Source organism: Galliscardovia ingluviei, from assembly GCF_014635685.1.
In the GTDB taxonomy this organism is placed as follows: domain Bacteria; phylum Actinomycetota; class Actinomycetes; order Actinomycetales; family Bifidobacteriaceae; genus Galliscardovia; species Galliscardovia ingluviei.
Window position 1 is genome coordinate 26,624 of record NZ_BMDH01000002.1, and the last position, 17,736, is coordinate 44,359.

14 protein-coding genes are annotated in these 17,736 nt (G+C 45.4%); 6 read left to right on the forward strand and 8 right to left on the reverse strand.

Annotated features, from left to right (window positions below; all coding sequences use genetic code 11):
• The first annotated feature begins 225 nt into the window (after positions 1-225).
• Positions 226-1,239: a ribose-phosphate diphosphokinase gene (locus tag IEU85_RS04330; protein WP_188355037.1), complete on the forward strand. Its 1,014-nt coding sequence runs from the start codon at positions 226-228 to the stop codon at positions 1,237-1,239.
• A 208-nt stretch (positions 1,240-1,447) separates the two neighbouring features.
• On the forward strand, positions 1,448-2,620 hold the full coding sequence (locus IEU85_RS04335; protein WP_188355038.1) for an ATP-binding protein: 1,173 nt from the start codon (positions 1,448-1,450) through the stop codon (positions 2,618-2,620).
• 119 nt (positions 2,621-2,739) lie between these two features.
• Here the strand turns inward: IEU85_RS04335 and IEU85_RS04340 are convergent, their stop codons facing one another.
• From IEU85_RS04340 to IEU85_RS04365, 6 genes are all read right to left on the reverse strand, one after another.
• The gene (locus tag IEU85_RS04340) at positions 2,740-3,726 is read right to left on the reverse strand and encodes a hypothetical protein (RefSeq protein ID WP_188355039.1); all 987 of its coding nucleotides are present in this window, start codon (positions 3,724-3,726) and stop codon (positions 2,740-2,742) included.
• A gap of 183 nt (positions 3,727-3,909) precedes the next feature.
• Complete coding sequence (locus tag IEU85_RS04345; protein ID WP_188355040.1) at positions 3,910-5,247, reverse strand: C1 family peptidase; 1,338 nt, start codon at positions 5,245-5,247, stop codon at positions 3,910-3,912.
• Between the two features lie 51 nt (positions 5,248-5,298).
• Positions 5,299-6,879 (reverse strand): DivIVA domain-containing protein, encoded by a 1,581-nt coding sequence (locus IEU85_RS04350; protein ID WP_188355041.1) that lies wholly within the window; start codon positions 6,877-6,879, stop codon positions 5,299-5,301.
• 170 nt (positions 6,880-7,049) lie between these two features.
• Complete coding sequence (locus IEU85_RS04355) at positions 7,050-7,703, reverse strand: pyroglutamyl-peptidase I (protein ID WP_188355042.1); 654 nt, start codon at positions 7,701-7,703, stop codon at positions 7,050-7,052.
• Between the two features lie 105 nt (positions 7,704-7,808).
• Positions 7,809-8,822 carry a purine nucleoside phosphorylase YfiH/LACC1 family protein gene (locus IEU85_RS04360; protein WP_188355043.1) on the reverse strand — a complete coding sequence of 338 codons (1,014 nt, stop codon included), beginning with the start codon at positions 8,820-8,822 and terminating at the stop codon, positions 7,809-7,811.
• A 284-nt stretch (positions 8,823-9,106) separates the two neighbouring features.
• A complete protein-coding gene (locus tag IEU85_RS04365) occupies positions 9,107-9,982 on the reverse strand; it encodes an aldo/keto reductase (protein WP_229714753.1) in 876 nt (291 codons plus the stop codon).
• A gap of 432 nt (positions 9,983-10,414) precedes the next feature.
• Between IEU85_RS04365 and IEU85_RS04370 the strand changes: the two genes are divergently transcribed.
• The 4 genes from IEU85_RS04370 to nrdF all read left to right on the forward strand — a co-directional run bounded on the left by IEU85_RS04370 (position 10,415) and on the right by nrdF (position 14,623).
• Positions 10,415-10,684 carry a glutaredoxin family protein gene (locus IEU85_RS04370; protein ID WP_188355044.1) on the forward strand — a complete coding sequence of 90 codons (270 nt, stop codon included), beginning with the start codon at positions 10,415-10,417 and terminating at the stop codon, positions 10,682-10,684.
• Positions 10,685-10,696: 12 nt separating this feature from the next.
• Complete coding sequence (nrdI, locus tag IEU85_RS04375; protein WP_188355045.1) at positions 10,697-11,236, forward strand: class Ib ribonucleoside-diphosphate reductase assembly flavoprotein NrdI; 540 nt, start codon at positions 10,697-10,699, stop codon at positions 11,234-11,236.
• A 203-nt stretch (positions 11,237-11,439) separates the two neighbouring features.
• Positions 11,440-13,614 (forward strand): class 1b ribonucleoside-diphosphate reductase subunit alpha, encoded by a 2,175-nt coding sequence (gene nrdE, locus IEU85_RS04380; RefSeq protein WP_188355046.1) that lies wholly within the window; start codon positions 11,440-11,442, stop codon positions 13,612-13,614.
• 16 nt (positions 13,615-13,630) lie between these two features.
• A complete protein-coding gene (nrdF, locus tag IEU85_RS04385; RefSeq protein ID WP_188355047.1) occupies positions 13,631-14,623 on the forward strand; it encodes a class 1b ribonucleoside-diphosphate reductase subunit beta in 993 nt (330 codons plus the stop codon).
• A gap of 156 nt (positions 14,624-14,779) precedes the next feature.
• Here nrdF and IEU85_RS04390 read toward each other — a convergent pair whose 3' ends face one another.
• Both IEU85_RS04390 and IEU85_RS04395 read right to left on the reverse strand, forming a co-directional pair.
• Positions 14,780-15,778, reverse strand: coding sequence for an asparaginase (locus IEU85_RS04390; RefSeq protein WP_188355327.1), 999 nt, complete (start codon positions 15,776-15,778; stop codon positions 14,780-14,782).
• Positions 15,779-15,795: 17 nt separating this feature from the next.
• A complete protein-coding gene (locus IEU85_RS04395) occupies positions 15,796-17,274 on the reverse strand; it encodes an amino acid permease (RefSeq protein WP_188355048.1) in 1,479 nt (492 codons plus the stop codon).
• Positions 17,275-17,736 lie beyond the last annotated feature (462 nt).

Sequence of the window (17,736 nt, forward strand, 5' to 3'; positions counted from 1 at the left end):
AAACTCTTCAACCTCAGTGTATCGTAAAGCATTTGAAAATTACCAAATCAATCCATAATTCACGTCACTGGTAAAAATTCACGTGCATGCTTCAACGAATACACTACCAATACAAACACTCTCCCACATAAGTCTATAAAATTTTATTTGAGAGCACCTACGGCACACTACGGTTCCCAATCGACAGACGTATTGCTATATTATGTAGGGGTGAAAGGAGCCATAATGTCCGTAGTGTTGGAAGGCGTTCCCGATAAGCGCATGGCAGTAGTTTCAGGTCGAGCATATCCTGAACTCGCTCAAGCAGTGGCAAACTGTTTAGGAACCGAACTCTTACCAACGCAAGCATACGATTTTGCAAACGGAGAAATGTACGTGCGTTTTGCACAACCTGTTCGTGGTGCAGACGTATTCGTTTTGCAAAGTCATTGTGAACCAATCAACACATGGATTATGGAACAGCTCCTGATGATCGACTCGTTAAAGCGTGCTTCTGCAGCGTCCATTACTGTTGTGGCGCCATTTATGGGTTATTCTCGCCAAGACAAGAAGCATCAAGGACGTGAGCCAATTACCGCACGTCTCATGTTTGATTTATTCCGCACTGCTGGCGCGGATCGCATTGTCACTGTTGACTTGCACGCTTCTCAGGAGCAGGGCTTCTTCTCTGGTCCAGTAGATCACCTTACTGCTATGCCAATTTTGGTGGACTATGTACGTGGCACGCTCCCACTGGAGAACGTCACCATCGTCTCCCCTGATGCTGGTCGCATTAAGGTCTCTGAACGTTGGGCTGCAAAACTCAACAATCGTCCACTAGCATTCATCCACAAGTCACGCGATATCACCCGACCAAATCATGCTGTGGCACATGGCATTATTGGCGAGGTTGAAGGTCGAGACTGCGTGGTGGTAGACGATATGATCGACACCGCTGGAACTATTTGTGAAGCAGTGCGCGTATTGCGTGATGCTGGTGCTAATTCTGTTACTATTGCGGCAACTCATGGTTTGCTTTCCGGTCCTGCTGTGGAACGTTTGCAGGCATGCGGAGCTCGTGAAATTATTTTGACTGACACTGTTCCAGTTCCTGAGGAAAAGCGTTTTGAAGGTGTAACCGTGCTTTCGGTAGCGCCACTACTTGCCGCTGGTATTCGTTCAGTATTTGAGTCTCGTTCTGTCACTCATTTGCTTGAAGGGCTTCCTGCCGATATGCGTGCACGCAATATTTATGCGTAGTCTGTAGCATGCTTACTAGTGTGCTGTGTATCTACTAGTCTCGACTAGTCTGTAGCACACTTACAAGCTCTGTATCTCTTCCCGTCTTGGATCTCTATTCCAAGGCGGGTTTTATTTTATCTCTACTACCACTGTTTACTTTGTTATACTTGTTATACTTGTTATACTTGTTATACTTTATGATTTCTATTGATATAGGACACTTGCCATGTACATCAATCCATTCAAACCAACTGCTGGAAAAACACCACCACAACTTGTTGGTAGGGAACAAATATTACTTGATTTTACTGAAGGTTTGGAAAATGGTTCTGGTGCTCCAGAACTTCTCATGAGAATCACAGGTCCACGAGGCAGCGGAAAAACTGTAATGCTTAATGAGCTTGGAAAAATAGCCCGAGACCGTGGCTGGCTAGTAATTGATGAGACTGCATCCCCTAACCTCGGATCAAGAATTCTCGAACAATTACAAAAACCACAGCACAAATTCGGCAATTTTGCATCAGCGAAATTTGAACCTCGAATTTCAGCAGCCGGACTAGACGTGAGTTTGGGAGAAATCACTATTGAACCTACAATGCTTCCAACAACACTTCGTCAAGCTATCAGCATGCGACTTAATGCTATGAAACCAAATCAAGGCATTATGATTACCATTGACGAAATTCAGGATGCACAAGATGATGAAATTACGGCAATTGCTATTGCTATTCAACATCTCATTCGTGAAGATAACAATGTAGCATTTGTTTTTGCAGGTCTCCCCCAATTCACATCAGAACTTCTGAATGCGAAGCTTCTTACCTTTTTGCGGAGAGCAACTGTCGAAAATCTTGGTGATGTACCACTTCAAGAAGTTAGTCAGTCATATCAAGAAGTACTTTCCCAAAATAATGCCGAAACATCACAAGAACTTGTTGATAAAATGGCAGACGCTTCAGAGGGGTATCCATACCTCATTCAGCTTGTAGGATATGGTGTTTGGAGAGCTGCTACGCGTCGCACTGAAAAAGAGACACAGGCGCGCCAGTCAACAGGACAAACCACTGATAAGCATAATAAGAAGCAACCACCTCTAATTATTACTGAGACCGATGTGGAAGCTGGTATTGTCGAAGCACGAGCCCGAGTAGGTCAAGCCGTGTGCGCACCAGCTATTAATGGATTATCAGACGTTTCTTTGGAATTTATACAAGCCATGGCCATCGACAATGGCCCCTCAAAGATCTCAGATATTGCACAGCGTCTTAATAAAGATAAAAGCTATATTGCTTCCTATCGAAGCAGGCTCATCGAAGAAAAAGTAATTCGCTCCGCAGGCTACGGATTAGTTGACTTCGCTTTACCATACATGCGAGAGTATTTACGAAGCATTATGTAGTTGCAGTCATACACTATCCACATCAGCTAATCAATGCATATCAGATATTGAAATACAAGATACAGTTTTGGGTGGAGATTTTTAGCTCTCCACCCAAAACACCTAATACGAGAAATGTGTTACTTTTCTTCAGGATCAACAATCACATTCTTTGCTTTTGTATCAGGCTGATCAAGCATAAGTAGTGGGGTCTCTTCCGCAATATTCCTTATCAAAAATGAACTCTCATCACCATTAATAAACCCAACAAAGTGCATATCATATACTTCTGGTTCGGGCAGAGCTACTGCACCCAAAGGAATTTCCCATCCATTTGGATAATCTTCAGTGGCATAGTCTTTTAATCTCAATGTTTCGTCTTGCGTAACATTACCACTGTCATTAGATTTAACAATAAACTCGTACTTTACTTTTTCAGGTGTATACTTGGAATTGTTCTCCAATTTTTCAATTTCTTTATTGTAACTTTCTATCTGTTTATTACAATACTCAGCTAGATCTTGGTATGTACGTATACCCCCGGTATTGATAGTACCTGGTAAGTAATCACCGTACTCATCTTGTAGAACATAGTACAAAAGGGCATCCCAATCCGGTATTTCAGGATCATCAAAATCTGGAATCCATGCTTCCGCCGTCTTATCAGGAGCTGCGTCAGCATCAGACAAATATGATTGCAAAGACCCTATGACTTTGGGCAATTGCTCCTTCAGTTTTGCAGAATACTCATCTAACTTTTTTTGAGCATTTTTCCCTGCGAATTCAATAATCTCGTCATCTTTTTTCCCACGCAAATCAGATATCTTGAATAATTCAGAATGTTCGTCTGGTACTTGATAAATGGTTAAATTTCCTTTACCATCTGAGACAAACATTGCGTCAATTACGGTATCTTTACCTATGTTTGAACTTCCAGATCCAAAATACCATATTCCCTTTTCGCTAAAAGCCTCAGAAGCAGAAATTGCTTTATTTTCCTCAGTAGTTGTTGCTTTTTGCGTTGGCGTAGCGTTCTGAGTTTGTCCACATCCGCCAAGCATTGGCAGCATTGCCATCACTGCGGTAATCGAAGCTAAAGTTTTTATTATAGTTTTCTGTTTCATCATTACTCTCCCCTCTTCAATGAGAAGCAACTAAAACGGCATTTTCATAATCCCCCCCCCCCCCGAGACAACAATGATGAAAATTGCAGTATACAGCCTAAATACACGCAAAAGCTCCCTGCATNACTTATACAAGGAGCTTTATTGCAAGGATGCAAAGCGCTACTTGGCAGTTTTCAACCAAACTTAAGCTAATGCGCCCATTGGATCCCAAGCAGGAAGCACAATAGCTGGCTCTTCTAATGCCTTAGCATACTCCGCTGGCAACATGGACTTTGGTACAGCAACCTCATAGACAAACTCATCGAACCAAGCATCGCCCATAGTAAAGTAACCATTATCAGCGATTTCATCACCCCAAGAGTTCTCCACACGCCAACGACGAGTAGTCTCGCCATCATCAGCCACATCTACGCCCACAAATGCCATAGCATGATTCATTTGAGAATCAGCAAAGCGTACACGAGTTTCTTTATCCATATCAAAATCAACACTGTATACGCGATTGTATTCAAATAAATCAGTAGCCCAAGCACCTTCTTTGCGATCCATCATAGGATGACAGTCCGCGCCAAACCACACTGGAATATGCTGCTCAGAGAGAATCTTGAGAGCGCACTGCTTCATGAAGTCAATAGGAACATTCAAATATGCAGTTTCTGTACCGTCAACTACATTGCCTAAATGCTCAATGGCAATGCGGCGACCCTTTGGATGATCAGCTCGTGGATCATCCACCAAACACACATACTCGTCAAGCACTGAACCTACATACTCATTCCAGAATTCCTGTGGCGTCATTTCGCCATCGCGGTGGAAGTTGCCATCATCATCAGTGTACTCCCATTCAAATGAACGTGGAGGCTCTCCTAAATGAATGCATAGCATGCGGTATGCGGAGCTTACGCAATCATCAATGACCTGCTGAGCATCCTCCCCAGCATACAGACGGGCTACTGCACGATGCAACATCGTACGCAAGTTGGTGTTCATCGTTGCGGTTGCCTTGCTGGAAGCGGATTCTGGGAATACCTCCTTAGGCACAGCACCATACTTCTGATAGATGTTCATAGCCATGGTCCACTGCCCACCATCACCCATAACGTCATGCAACAAATGCTGCATCAGTCTGGAATCTTCACTCTCGCCTGCAGCCACTAGATCGGCAACATCGCGAATAAAGTAGTTCACGCGCTCAAGCTTGTCGAAGAACATAGCGTAGCTTTGAGAAAACTCAAATTCCTTGATACCTAAGTTCTTCTTTGCAATATTACGAGCCACATTCAAGGAACTAAACAGCCAGCAACGCCCTGATCTACGCTGGTTGGTTACTTTGCCATTGTCTACAGTTACCGAGAATCTGCGTGACAACGTACGAGCGCGGGAAGCGTTGCGTGCTACGGCATCAATTCCTGATTCCACAACCGCATTCATGGCAATGCGATTGATTGGGTTTTGCCCAAATTCATCGCGAATTGCGTCTAGGCGTTCATTGTCAAGTGGCTTCATTGCTTCTTGAGCCATGATATTCCTTTCCATGGAATGGTGTTTCCTATGATTGATCGGTGTGAGCCCCTATTGTGCTTGTTCACCCTGCTCTTCGTTCACAGCATTATCAGACTGTGCACTAGTCTGTTCGTCGGACTGCTCATCAGATGGCTCGGCAGATTGGTTATCATCTTGCACAGGCTCTGATTCATCGTTCAATACCGTGTCTGACTCATCGTCATAGTCCACGCTTGAGGCATATACAGGAGCTACCGCATTGGCAACTGGCACATCGGGCATGCTTACATGCTCAAAATGCTGTGGTTGTACAGCATCTCCAACAGATCCACTCATTGCTGGTTGTGCGCTATGCTCAGCAGAGTTTGCAGATGTAGCATCACCCGCATGTGCAGCAGATGCCATTGGAGAGGCACCCGTACCAAACGCATTGGCAAAAATAGCACGAATCTCATCTACACGCGCTGTAATAGAAGCCTCACGCGCCTGCAATGCAGCAATATGCTCGTTAAGCCCCTCAATCTCGGCCTGAGCGGCCTTCCTGCGCTCTTCGACCTGCGCCTGTGCCTTAGAGTTCGCTTCTTCGATAATGCTCTTTGCCTGTGCATCAGCTTGCTGACGGGTGCGGGCAGCATAATCATCAGCATCTTGGCGGATAGTTGAAGCCTGATCCAAAATCTCTTGAGACTTACGCTGTGCTTCCTCTTGACTTGAGCGAGCATCAGCTAGTAATTGCTGCACTTTTGCGCTGGCTTCATCTTGTTGAGAAGCAATGTCTTTGCGAATCTGCTCTACTTCCGCACTGACCTGTGCTTTAATCCGATCGGCTTCTACCTGAGCATCATCAGTAATACTACGTGCCTGAGCTGTAGCATGATCCTTAATTTCTTTGGACTGGCGTGTAGCATCTGAGTACATTTTGCTCACCTGCTCACGCATATCTGCCAATTTGGCATTAGCTTGGTCAATTACCTGCTGAATGCGAGTATCGTTTTCATTAGTTTTCTTCGCAATTTCCTCATCAGCCTGCTTACGACGCTCAGCTAATTCACGTGTAGCCTCAGTGCGCTCCTCAGCCAATACGCGCTCGTGCTCTGCCTTTTGCGCAGCAAGTTGCTTCTCCTGTGTTTGACGCAAATTATCAAGCTCAAGATGCAGCGTATTGTGCTGATCATCAACTTTCTTTTGTGCTGCATCAGTAAGTTGCTGTGCATGCTGTTTTGCAGCACTAACTAACGATTCTGCTTCCTGCTTCGCCTGTGCAAGCATCGATTGCGCTTCGCTCTGTGCTTCATCATGTACCTGGCCTGCGTCAAGGGATGCATTATTCATCACCGTATCTGCTTTTTGCTGAGCAGTTGAGCGAATACGGGCAGCATCCTGCTTGGCGCGGTCGAGTAATTCACGGCTAGTTTGTTCTGCAGAAGCCAGCAATTGTTGAGCAGAAGCACCTAAAGAAGCGAATGAATTCTTTTGTGGAGCCTTTTTAGCTTTTTCTTCCTGTAGTTGAGCTTCAAGCTGGAGAATATGCTGATCGTATGCCTTAATCTGTTCGCGCATACGTTCAGTATTATCTCGCAATTGTGCTACTGCACGATCTACACTATCTTTTTCATATCCGCGCAATGCAATCGGAAAATCTTCTGCCATGCTGACTCCTACCTCTTACGGCATGCACACTTCCAACGGCTCAAACTCTACTCCGTTCGACATACACGTTCAGCCCTATAGTGTAGATTCGCACGTGCTACACACACCTCGCGCGTGTTGCCGTAACGTTGCAACTTGAGATGACCGCAATCATAGTTTTTCTAATCGTGTTATTCCAAGATTTCATTAGCATGCGAGCGCAATGCGTATGTGAGCGTTTGTTGTACTGCAATGCGTCCAGCACTAATCATCTGCTCAATAGAAATACCTGAACTAAATTCTGTCGCAGCATTTACTGGAGGAAAACTCAGAAAACCAGATAAACACTGATCCTGCTCAGCATTCCAATGTAAAAGCTGATAGAACAAGGAATTACACACAAAAGTTCCAGCATCTGAGCTCAGTACTGCAGGAATATTTGCAGTACCATACTCGTGGAAAATTGCGCGCAGCGGCAAGCGCGTCCAGTACGCAGCAGGACCGTTGGCATCAATAGGTACTTTACGAGGCTGCACATTATCAGCATCAGGACGATTGGCGTCAATAAGATTGGTAGCACAACGTTCCAATGCAACAGAATGTGCCCTACTTTTCACGCCAGTTGCCAATACAATATCCGCATGCACTGAGTTCACTGCCTCACGTAATTTCGGCCACGCATGCTGAAAACTAGTAGGCAGCAGCACAGGAACCACTTCAACAGACACTTCATGTGGTACAGCAAACTCTTGTGTAGTAAGAGCTTGAACCACTTCTACACACGGATTGACATCAAGCCCATCATAGTGTTCAAAGCCGCATACTACTACGTGCATTCTGCGCATACTAACCTACTTTCGCATACTATGAGCTACAGCGCGTACTACTTACTACTGAAGTGGTTGTACCTATAACTATAGCTCACTATATGTAACCTTATTGCGCCGCATTTAATCGCGCACGATAACAGCAAGCATGCGTCCTTCTTGGCTGACTCCTGCGCGAGCTGCACGCCTATGAGAATGCCACAGTGGGTTTTCTAACGTACACAGTGAATGTTTTACACCATTCCAACGCTCAATCAGATCTTCTGGACCTAAATTATCTTGCAAGCAAATTTGCGTGAGTTCCTCATCCTCGTTCAAGTATTCGGTTGCAGCATGAACGCGTGGTACAGAAGAAACTTCTTTAGTAACACCAGCAAATGCTAAATCAATGCGCACTGCCTCAGCTAAGTCAATACCGGTGCCACCAAATCGTGTTTTAGTGCGAGTCAGAGGAAAGCGTTGTTCAAAACTATCAGCAATTGCATCGCCAACTTCGTAGCATTCGCCACAAATACTTGGTCCTAATGTTGCTACAATATTGCCGCGCTGCGCACCTTTGGCTTCCATTGCTGCAACAGTTGCTTCAATAACACCGCCGACCAGTCCTTTTCTTCCACAGTGTGCAGCACCAATAATACCGGTTACTGGATCTGCTAGGAACAGAGGTAGACAGTCAGCCGCAAACATACCTAAAGCAATTCCTGAACGCACGCTCACCTGTGCATCAGCTTCAATACGTGCAGTTGTAGTGCCATCTGGCAAAACAACATCAGATCCGTCAAAACCATACGCCACTTCGGTTGCCTCAATAGTATCAGCATCAGCTACTGTTGCCCCGTGCACTTGTGTAACTAGCGACAGTGGCGCGTGAATTGATTGTGCAAAAGAAACACGGTTTGCATATACATGCTCAGCACTATCTCCAGTATGCCCTCCTAGATTCAGCGTAGCCCATGGACCCTGGGAGACGCCTCCCAGGCGTGTGGCATAATACACGCGCACTCCAGGAGCTAAAATAATAGGAACGGTTACTGCAACTGGCGTACCGTCCTCGTAATGTGATGGTTCAGATGCTGAATCAAGAATTTCATTATCCTCATGCTGTGGAAGATTCCATGCATTAAATTCCTCTGCCATAACTGCTCCTCATGCGCGTCAAACCGCGGTATGGTATCACCTAATCGGGTAGTTTCTATAAGTACTCGCTTAACCCAAGTACCGGTTAGTCTTAAAGAAGCAGTCTACAGGGTTTCTTCCACTTATCAACTTTCGTTACGAGAGAACGTGCAATTCGTACACCAAGTACAAAACATTATGCCCTGTCTGCACACTTATACAAACAGGGCATTTGCAAATAGGACATGTAGACTTATCCCATGTGCACTCTGGTAGCACGTACTATAAGTGCACATCTACAGACACTAGAACTGAGGTAAATCCTGCAAATCCTGCTCAGTAAGCTCCAATTCACCAGCCTGCAGTGAATCGAGAATAGTCTGTGGACGATGAGCTCCTGGAATAACAATAACCTTCTTACCCAAGCTAAGTTCCCAGGCCAGCACGACTTGTTGCCAAGAGACATTATGACGAGCTGCAACTGCCTTGAATGGATCCATCTTGCTGACATCATATGCTGCACGATAGCCGCCAAGTGGGCTCCAGCATACAAAGTTGAGCCCTAACTGCTCGCAGTATTGCAGTGTATCAATGGTGGATGTGTAGATTGGAGAGAACTGATTTTGCACAGCGATAAGACTATCGCCCAAAATCTCGCGTGCAATGTCAATTTGCTCTACAGAAGCATTAGAAATGCCAATAGTACGAGCGACACCCTCATCATGCAGCTGCTTCATCGCCTCAATAGATTCGTTATATGGTACCTTTGGGTCTGGGCGATGGAAATACAGCAAATCAATAGTATCTACGCCGAGTGCTTGAGCTGACATTTTGCCATGACGCAACAGTGTTTCTGGCGTGCCATCCTGACCCCATGTAGGTACGCCATCGGTAAAGTTACGGTTATGCCCTACCTTGGTAGCGATAATAACCTCTTCTTTGGGTCCTTTCCATGTTGACATAGCTTCGCGTACTAGTTTTTCACCAGTTTGTTCTTCACCGCCTGAGCAGTAATATGCCCATGCAGTATCTATTTGACGACAGCCAGCGTCAAGAGCAGCATGAATAGTTTCAATACCTGTTTGCCAACCTAAATTATCTTCAATAGTTAATGGCATCTCCCCTTGTCCTACAGCTGTAGATTGCCAAGGACCAAATGGGCGCATTTGTAATGTTGTCATTGCTACTCCTTATTAGTCATGCAAGCAATATGCATACATATAGTTTGTACTGCAAAGTACATAAGCTTCCGTAGCTTAATCACCTACAGTAATACAGTAATGCTGTAGCAACTGATGTTGTACACCATACAGCCACAAATAATTATACGGTTTAACTTTGTAACCATTTGTCAAAATCCTTAATATGGTCGCTTCCATGCTCAAAGCGAAATTCTCCTCGTATGAACCATGACGCGCCGATAGAAAATGTGAACCATACCACATGTCAAAATGCATCAAAATTCTTTAACACCACGACACACGCTTAATTTCAAGAAAACACTATATCTAGTATTGAAAAAAATGCACGACACTACCAATTGTGGTTTTGCATAAATCCATTTTTCTATTAGTATTACCTCTCAGCGTTAGAAATAGAACGAGGAGATGAACGTGACTGTTACCGTGTACGCCAAACCACATTGCCCGCAATGCGACGCAACTCAGCGCCAGCTCAACCGTTTAGGTGTGCCATATCGCAAGATCGACATCACTCAGGATGCACGAGCACTGCAGGAGATTCTTGATGCTGGATTTAAGCAGGCTCCAGTAGTGATGACTGATGTTGACGCATGGAGCGGTTACCGCCCAGATAAGATTAAGACTTTGGTACCACGCACTGATGAAGACGTTCGCGCTGCTCAGTACGCTACCGTTCGCTAAGGCGGCGTTTGCGTGGAATCTTCAACCCCAGAATTTCAAGCCCACGGCACTCATATCGGTGCCGTGGTCTATTTCTCTTCAGCCTCTGAAAATACAGCTCGATTTATAGCACGTTGTCAGCTCGACGCTCAAGGAATTAACGTATATCGCATTCCATTGCGTATGAACGAGCCTCCTTTGGCTGTTCGTGAACCATATGTGCTTATTGTGCCCACCTACGGCGGAGGTAATATGAAAAAAGCGGTTCCACCACAGGTTAAGCGCTTTTTGAATGATCCAGCAAACCGCGTATGGATTAGAGGCGTTATCGCTTCTGGCAATACTAATTTTGGCGAAGCTTATTGTGCAGCAGGAGATCTTATTTCTGCCAAATGCCATGTGCCGTACTTGTATAAGTTTGAGCTTATGGGCACCCAGGAAGATATGCATGCTGTACAACATGGTATAGTCACCTTTTTTGCAGATTTAGCTGCAGGAAAAGTTGATGTCCCAGGCATGAAAGAAGCCCAACAGCGCACGCAAGAGCGGCTTAAGACTCACGTTGCAGCCTAACTAGCTAGGGATTTTGCACTCGTCTGGCATGCAGTTTACCAACGCATTACTCACAAATACACCAAAACTGATAGAACCAGTATCAAAAGCACTACTTAGCCAATAGCGCAAACTCAAGTAGTTTAAACTCAAGTAGCAATGCTACTCGCGCAGACAACTCAGACGGTATATATCGAATGAAACACTGTGCATAGGGAGGAAACATGACTCAGTCTGCACCAACAGCAAGCACTACGCCTGCTCCATATGATCCAGCACACGATTATCATGCATTAAACGCTATGCTGAATCTTTATGATGCGAACGGTCAAATCCAGTTTGATAAAGACAAGCAAGCAGAGCGCGAATATGTTACTGGCGAAATTGCCGATCGCATGATTACATTTGCCTCCACCAAGGAACGCCTCGATTACCTGATTAGCAATAAGTATTACGAGCCAGAAGTTTTTGCACAGTATTCAGCACAATTTCTCGATTCGTTCTACCAGCATTTAGCCGACAGTCATTTCGAGTTTGGCACATTCCTTGGTGCATTCAAATTCTACACGTCATATGCGCTGAAAACCTTCGACGGCAAGCACTATTTAGAGGACTTCCCTCAGCGTGCCGGAGCCGTGGCATTGGAATTAGCTGCCGGTGATGAGCATATGGCATTAACTATTGCTGATGCCATTATCGACGGTAGCTTCCAACCAGCTACACCAACATTCCTCAATCTTGCTCGCGCACAACGCGGTGAGCCAGTCTCCTGCTTCTTAGTACGCATCGAAGACAATATGGAATCCATTGCACGCGCAATTAACGCAAGTTTGCAGCTATCCAAGCGCGGTGGCGGTGTGGCACTATTGCTCAGCAATCTACGTGAGCTTGGCGCCCCAATTAAGCATATTGAAAATCAATCAAGCGGCGTAGTTCCTGTTATGAAGCTACTTGAAGACTCCTTCTCATACGCCAACCAGCTTGGCGCACGCCAGGGTGCAGGCGCAGTATACCTTTCTGCACATCACCCTGATATTATGCGCTTCCTCGACACTAAACGCGAGAATGCTGACGAAAAGATCCGCATTAAGTCACTGTCTTTGGGTGTCGTGATTCCAGATATCACCTTTGAGCTTGCAAAGAACAAAGAACAAATGGCATTGTTCAGCCCATATGACATTGAGCGCGTTTATGGCAAGCCATTTGCTGATATCTCCATCAACGAGCACTATCGTGAAATGGTAGCGGATGATCGTATTCGTAAGAGCTACATTGATGCTCGCGAATTTTTCATGACCTTAGCAGAAATCCAATTCGAGTCCGGCTATCCATACATTGTGTTTGAGGACACAGTAAATCGCGCGAACCCAATTGAGGGACGCATTGCTATGTCTAATTTGTGCTCTGAAATTTTGCAGGTTCAGGAGCCAAGCAGTTTCAATACTGATTTAACATACAGCCATGTTGGTCGCGATATTTCTTGCAATTTGGGATCCCTTAATATTGCCAAAGCCATGGATGCAGGTCTTGCAGATACCGTTAATACGGCAATTCGTGCACTTACTGCTGTTGCAGAACACACGAGCATTGATTCCGTGCCATCCATTAAGCGCGCCAATGATGAAGGACATGCCATCGGCTTAGGTCAGATGAATTTGCATGGTTTCTTAGCCCGTGAAGGCATTATGTATGGTTCTGAAGAAGCACTAGACTTCGTAAACCTATACTTTATGACTGTTGCCTACCATGCATACCGCACTTCCCATGATTTGGCAGTAGAACGCGGCAAAGCATTCAGCCTCTTTGCTACTTCTGCATATGCTAAACCAGCCGGTCAGGGCAATTATTTTGATAAATACACTGATGGCACACTAGCACTTGAACCACAAACCGAGCGCGTGCGCGAACTCTTTGCTAAATTCAATATTGCTTTGCCAACTGCTCAAGATTGGGCTCAGCTTCGCGATGCCATTATTGCGGACGGTATTTATAACCAGAATTTGCAAGCAGTGCCACCAACCGGATCTATTTCGTATATCAATCATTCGACCAGCTCAATTCACCCTATTGTTTCTAAGATCGAGATTCGTAAAGAGGGCAAAGTCGGCCGCGTATACTATCCAGCTGCATATATGACAAATGACAACTTGCAATACTATGCAGACGCATACGAAATCGGTTGGAAAGCTATTATCGATACCTATGCTGCTGCAACTCCACACGTGGATCAGGGCTTGAGCTTAACACTATTCTTCCCTGATACCGCTACCACACGTGATGTGAATAAGGCACAGATTTACGCATGGCGTAAGGGCATTAAAACGCTATACTATATTCGTCTACGTCAACAAGCACTACAAGGCACAGAAGTGCAAGGCTGCGTAAGCTGCACGCTGTAAGTATGAGGAGAGAGCTATGGCACCAATTTCCGTACCACGTCAACCATTGAAGCTTATCGACCGGGTAAGCGCCATCAACTGGAATCGTCTTGAAGATGAAAAAGATTTGGAAGTATGGGATCGTTTAACTGGCAACTTCTGGCTTCCAGAAAAGGTTCCTGTTTCTAACGATATCCCTAGCTGGCAAACCCTCAGTGAGGCTGAGCATACTCTCACCATGCGCGTGTTTACCGGTTTGACATTGTTGGATACTATTCAAGGCACTGTTGGCGCAGTATCGCTTATTCCTGACGCACTTACTCCTCATGAAGAAGCGGTATATACCAATATTGCTTTTATGGAAAGTGTGCACGCCAAGAGCTACTCCTCTATTTTTTCCACCTTGTGCTCCACAAAGGAAATTGATGCAGCATTCTCTTGGAGTGAGGAAAACGAGTTCTTGCAGAAGAAAGCTCAGATTGTGCTTGATTATTACGAAGGTGATAATCCTTATAAGCGTAAGGTTGCTTCTACATTACTGGAAAGCTTCCTCTTCTATTCTGGATTCTATCTGCCAATGTACTTCTCAGCACACGCTAAGCTGACCAATACTGCCGATGTGATTCGTCTGATTATTCGTGATGAAGCTGTACACGGCTACTATATTGGATACAAGTATCAAAAGGGTATCGAGCAGCTTACTCAAGCTGAACGCAATGATATGCAGGATTATACTTACGACCTGCTTAACGAACTCTACGATAATGAGGAAGAATATACGACTAGCTTGTATTCTGAAGTTGGTCTAGTAGAGGACGTTGAAAAGTTCTTGCGCTATAACGCGAACAAAGCGTTGATGAATTTAGGGTATCCAGCGCTCTTCCCTGCTGAAGCCACTGATGTTAATCCAGCTATTTTGGCAGCGTTAAGCCCGAATGCTGACGAAAATCATGATTTCTTCTCTGGTTCTGGTTCATCATATGTGATGGGCAAGGCCGTGGAAACCGATGATGACGACTGGGATTTCTAAGTAACACCAAATCCAGTGAAGCCTCCTAGAGTATAAGTTCTAGGAGGCTTTATTATATGGAATAAGGCGGATACTGCGCTATGCATTATGCACTATGCGCATCACTGCACTCTCGACTCTGGCATACTGCAATGCATCTCACATAATTCGATACCCTTAATGCAAACTTAATTCTCCCGCAATTGGCGTAGCCATCCAATGACGAAGCTCATCGCCTTGTAGCCCTTGCGAGAGCAGAAATACCAGTTTCGTGTACGCTGCTTCGAGCGTCATATCTCCAGTGCCGATAGCACCAGCTTTTACCAATGGCGAGCTTGCCGCATATCTGCCTAAAATTACTTCTGCTTGCAAGCATTGTGAAGAAATAATAACCGGCGTACCATTATTGATTAAATCAATAACCACGCGAGCTAATCCTGGCTCTTCATCTGGAACATTACCCACACCATATGCGCGCACAAGCACCGCGCTTGGAGCCGGGTCAAGCATGGCACGCAGTCGCTCAGCGCTAATTCCAGGTACTAAATCCAGTACGGCAATATCTTGGCGCACATACGGTTTGGGATTAGGCCAGCCAGTTGCGGGAATTGGCGAAGCGTACCAATGCCACGGCGTACCAGTGCGAGCGAGAGGACCTGTTGACGGCGCAGTAAAGCCCTCAAAAGCCCATGAAGAAAACTTGGTGACGCGATTTCCCGCAAACAAATGATGCCCAAAAAACAGTGTAACCCCTGTAGCCTTACCGCTAATAGCCGCATTGAGTGCACCTGTTACATTCGCAATAGCATCTGATTCCACCACGCCTAGTGGGTGCTGAGAGCCGGTTACAATAACCGGCTTGCCAAAACCAGTGAGTGCATACGATAATGCAGAAGCCGCATAGCTCATGGTATCTGTGCCATGCAGCACTACAAATGCGTCAGCCTTCTCCCAGTGAGCAATCAAATCATCGATAATAAGCTGCCAGTGTGCAGGGGTTGCATTTGATGAGTCAATTAGTGGGTCAAACGTAGTAAATGACACTTGTTCAGGATCAATTTGCGTCCCTTCAAGCACATTACTTAACCAGCCTTGCACATCGGCACCAGGCAGCAGCCCTTCTGGCGAATGAATCATACCAATAGTGCCGCCTGTATAAGCCACATGAATACGCACTTGCCCTCCTAACACGCCTACTCTTGCGTATCTAACATAGCGTCCATCAGCGTAGGATTGATTCGCTTGCGCACAGCAAACCAACCAATAACCATCAGCAACACTACTACTGCAAATAGTGCTAATGTCCATCGACCAGAGCTACTCGTCAAATTAGAAAGCACAACAATCGCAAAGAATACGAGCGCGGCAATATTGGTATAAGGAGCGCCTGGCATGCGATAACTTGGACGAGTATCCTTACCTTGTTTCACACGGCGCAGGAATGCCAAATGCGATACTAAAATAGCACTCCATGTACCAGCGATGCCAATACCTGCCAGATTCATAATAATTTCAAAGGCATCCGCCGGCAAAACTGCATTCAAAAGCACACCAAGTAACCCCAAAGAAGCAGTAATAATAATGCCACCATAAGGCACATGATGTTTATTCAGTCGAGAAGCGAAACTAGGAGCAGAGCCTGCAATAGCCAGTGAGCGCAAAGTACGACCTGTTGCATACAGTCCGGCATTTAATGAAGACAGTGCCGCAGTGAGCACCACAATTTGAATAACATCACCGGCATGAGGTACACCAATGCCACTAAAAAATGTTACAAACGGAGATTCGTTAGCGCTATATGCAGTGTATGGGAGCACAAGCGCCATCAACACTACTGAACCTACATAGAACACAAAAATACGAATAATCATGGAATTAATTGCTTTAGGCAGTACGCGCACTGCTTCTTTTGCTTCTCCAGCTGCTACGCCTACCATTTCGGTGCCGCCAAAGGCAAACACAACGCCTAGTGTGAGCGCAAAAATAGGTGCGATGCCTTCTGGGAAGAAGCCACCATGCTGTGTGATATTGGCAATTCCTGCATGCGTATCAGCCACAGGTGCGCCAGTGAGAGTAGCCCAAATAGCAGTGAGCATAAACACAATAATGGTGGTTACTTTAATGGCAGCAAACCAAAATTCTGCTTCACCAAAGAGTTTCACGCTCATGAGATTCAGCACAAATACAAGAGCTAATGCGCCTAATGCCAGCACCCATTGTGGGATAACGGTAAAGGCTTTCCAATAGTGGAAGTACACAGCAACCGCAGTAATATCTGCCATAACTGTGGTGGACCAGTCTAGGAAAAAGAGCCATCCTGTAATATATGCGCCTTTTTCTCCCAAGAATTCGCGAGCATACGATACGAACGCACCAGATGATGGGCGTCTGATGGCGAGCTCTCCAAGTGCACGAACCATGAGGAAGGCAAATACGCCGCATACAGCATATGCGACCATAAGTCCTGCGCCGCCCATAGATAATCTACCGCCAGCGCCAAGGAATAGACCTGTGCCGATAGAACCACCTATAGCAATCATTTGAATATGCCGAGGCTTCAAGTCTTTTGCATATCCTGCATCTGCACGATCTGTGGCATGCGTACTTAGTGACTGGTTCTGCTCTTGATTTTGAATTTGAGTGTGAGCATGGTGGTCTTGATGTTCAGACATATGCCCTCCTTGTCCACGTATAGTATTGCAAGCAATACTTTGAATCGTTTTATACGTTCTTATGCGCTATATACGCTCTTATACGTTGTAAACGCTCTTATAAGCCGCATTTACGCTACTGAACCTTTGTGACAACCGTGGTAACATTACCGTAAAATCTCATATTGTGGACAAGCGTGTGGAATAAAAAATCCCGGCGCATAAGCAACCGGGATCTTGACTTATGCGTGCACAATAGATTGTGAGAATCGTTCGCAGCTCATCTCACTTGTGCAAAGAGGAGGAACGCATAAGCCAAGTTTGTGATATGAACCCTTCCTCAAGAAAGCATTACTCTCCACATGTTCAAATGAAATATTAGCAAAGCATACGCATAGCATCTACCATTCGTACAGCCAATAACAACATACTATACCCTCCCCCCGCAAAAAAGGCTTACTGCTTTGTAAACAGTAAGCCCAG

What these genes read in the sequence shown, in the direction of transcription:
- IEU85_RS04345 (WP_188355040.1), bottom strand. Translation starts at nt 5,247, where the DNA reads ATGGCTCAAGAAGCAATGAAGCCACTTGACAATGAACGCCTAGACGCA.
- IEU85_RS04340 (WP_188355039.1), bottom strand. Translation starts at nt 3,726, where the DNA reads ATGATGAAACAGAAAACTATAATAAAAACTTTAGCTTCGATTACCGCA.
- IEU85_RS04395 (WP_188355048.1), bottom strand. Translation starts at nt 17,274, where the DNA reads ATGTCTGAACATCAAGACCACCATGCTCACACTCAAATTCAAAATCAA.
- nrdE (WP_188355046.1), top strand. Translation starts at nt 11,440, where the DNA reads ATGACTCAGTCTGCACCAACAGCAAGCACTACGCCTGCTCCATATGAT.
- IEU85_RS04330 (WP_188355037.1), top strand. Translation starts at nt 226, where the DNA reads ATGTCCGTAGTGTTGGAAGGCGTTCCCGATAAGCGCATGGCAGTAGTT.
- nrdF (WP_188355047.1), top strand. Translation starts at nt 13,631, where the DNA reads ATGGCACCAATTTCCGTACCACGTCAACCATTGAAGCTTATCGACCGG.
- IEU85_RS04350 (WP_188355041.1), bottom strand. Translation starts at nt 6,879, where the DNA reads ATGGCAGAAGATTTTCCGATTGCATTGCGCGGATATGAAAAAGATAGT.
- IEU85_RS04355 (WP_188355042.1), bottom strand. Translation starts at nt 7,703, where the DNA reads ATGCGCAGAATGCACGTAGTAGTATGCGGCTTTGAACACTATGATGGG.
- IEU85_RS04335 (WP_188355038.1), top strand. Translation starts at nt 1,448, where the DNA reads ATGTACATCAATCCATTCAAACCAACTGCTGGAAAAACACCACCACAA.
- IEU85_RS04360 (WP_188355043.1), bottom strand. Translation starts at nt 8,822, where the DNA reads ATGGCAGAGGAATTTAATGCATGGAATCTTCCACAGCATGAGGATAAT.
- IEU85_RS04365 (WP_229714753.1), bottom strand. Translation starts at nt 9,982, where the DNA reads ATGACAACATTACAAATGCGCCCATTTGGTCCTTGGCAATCTACAGCT.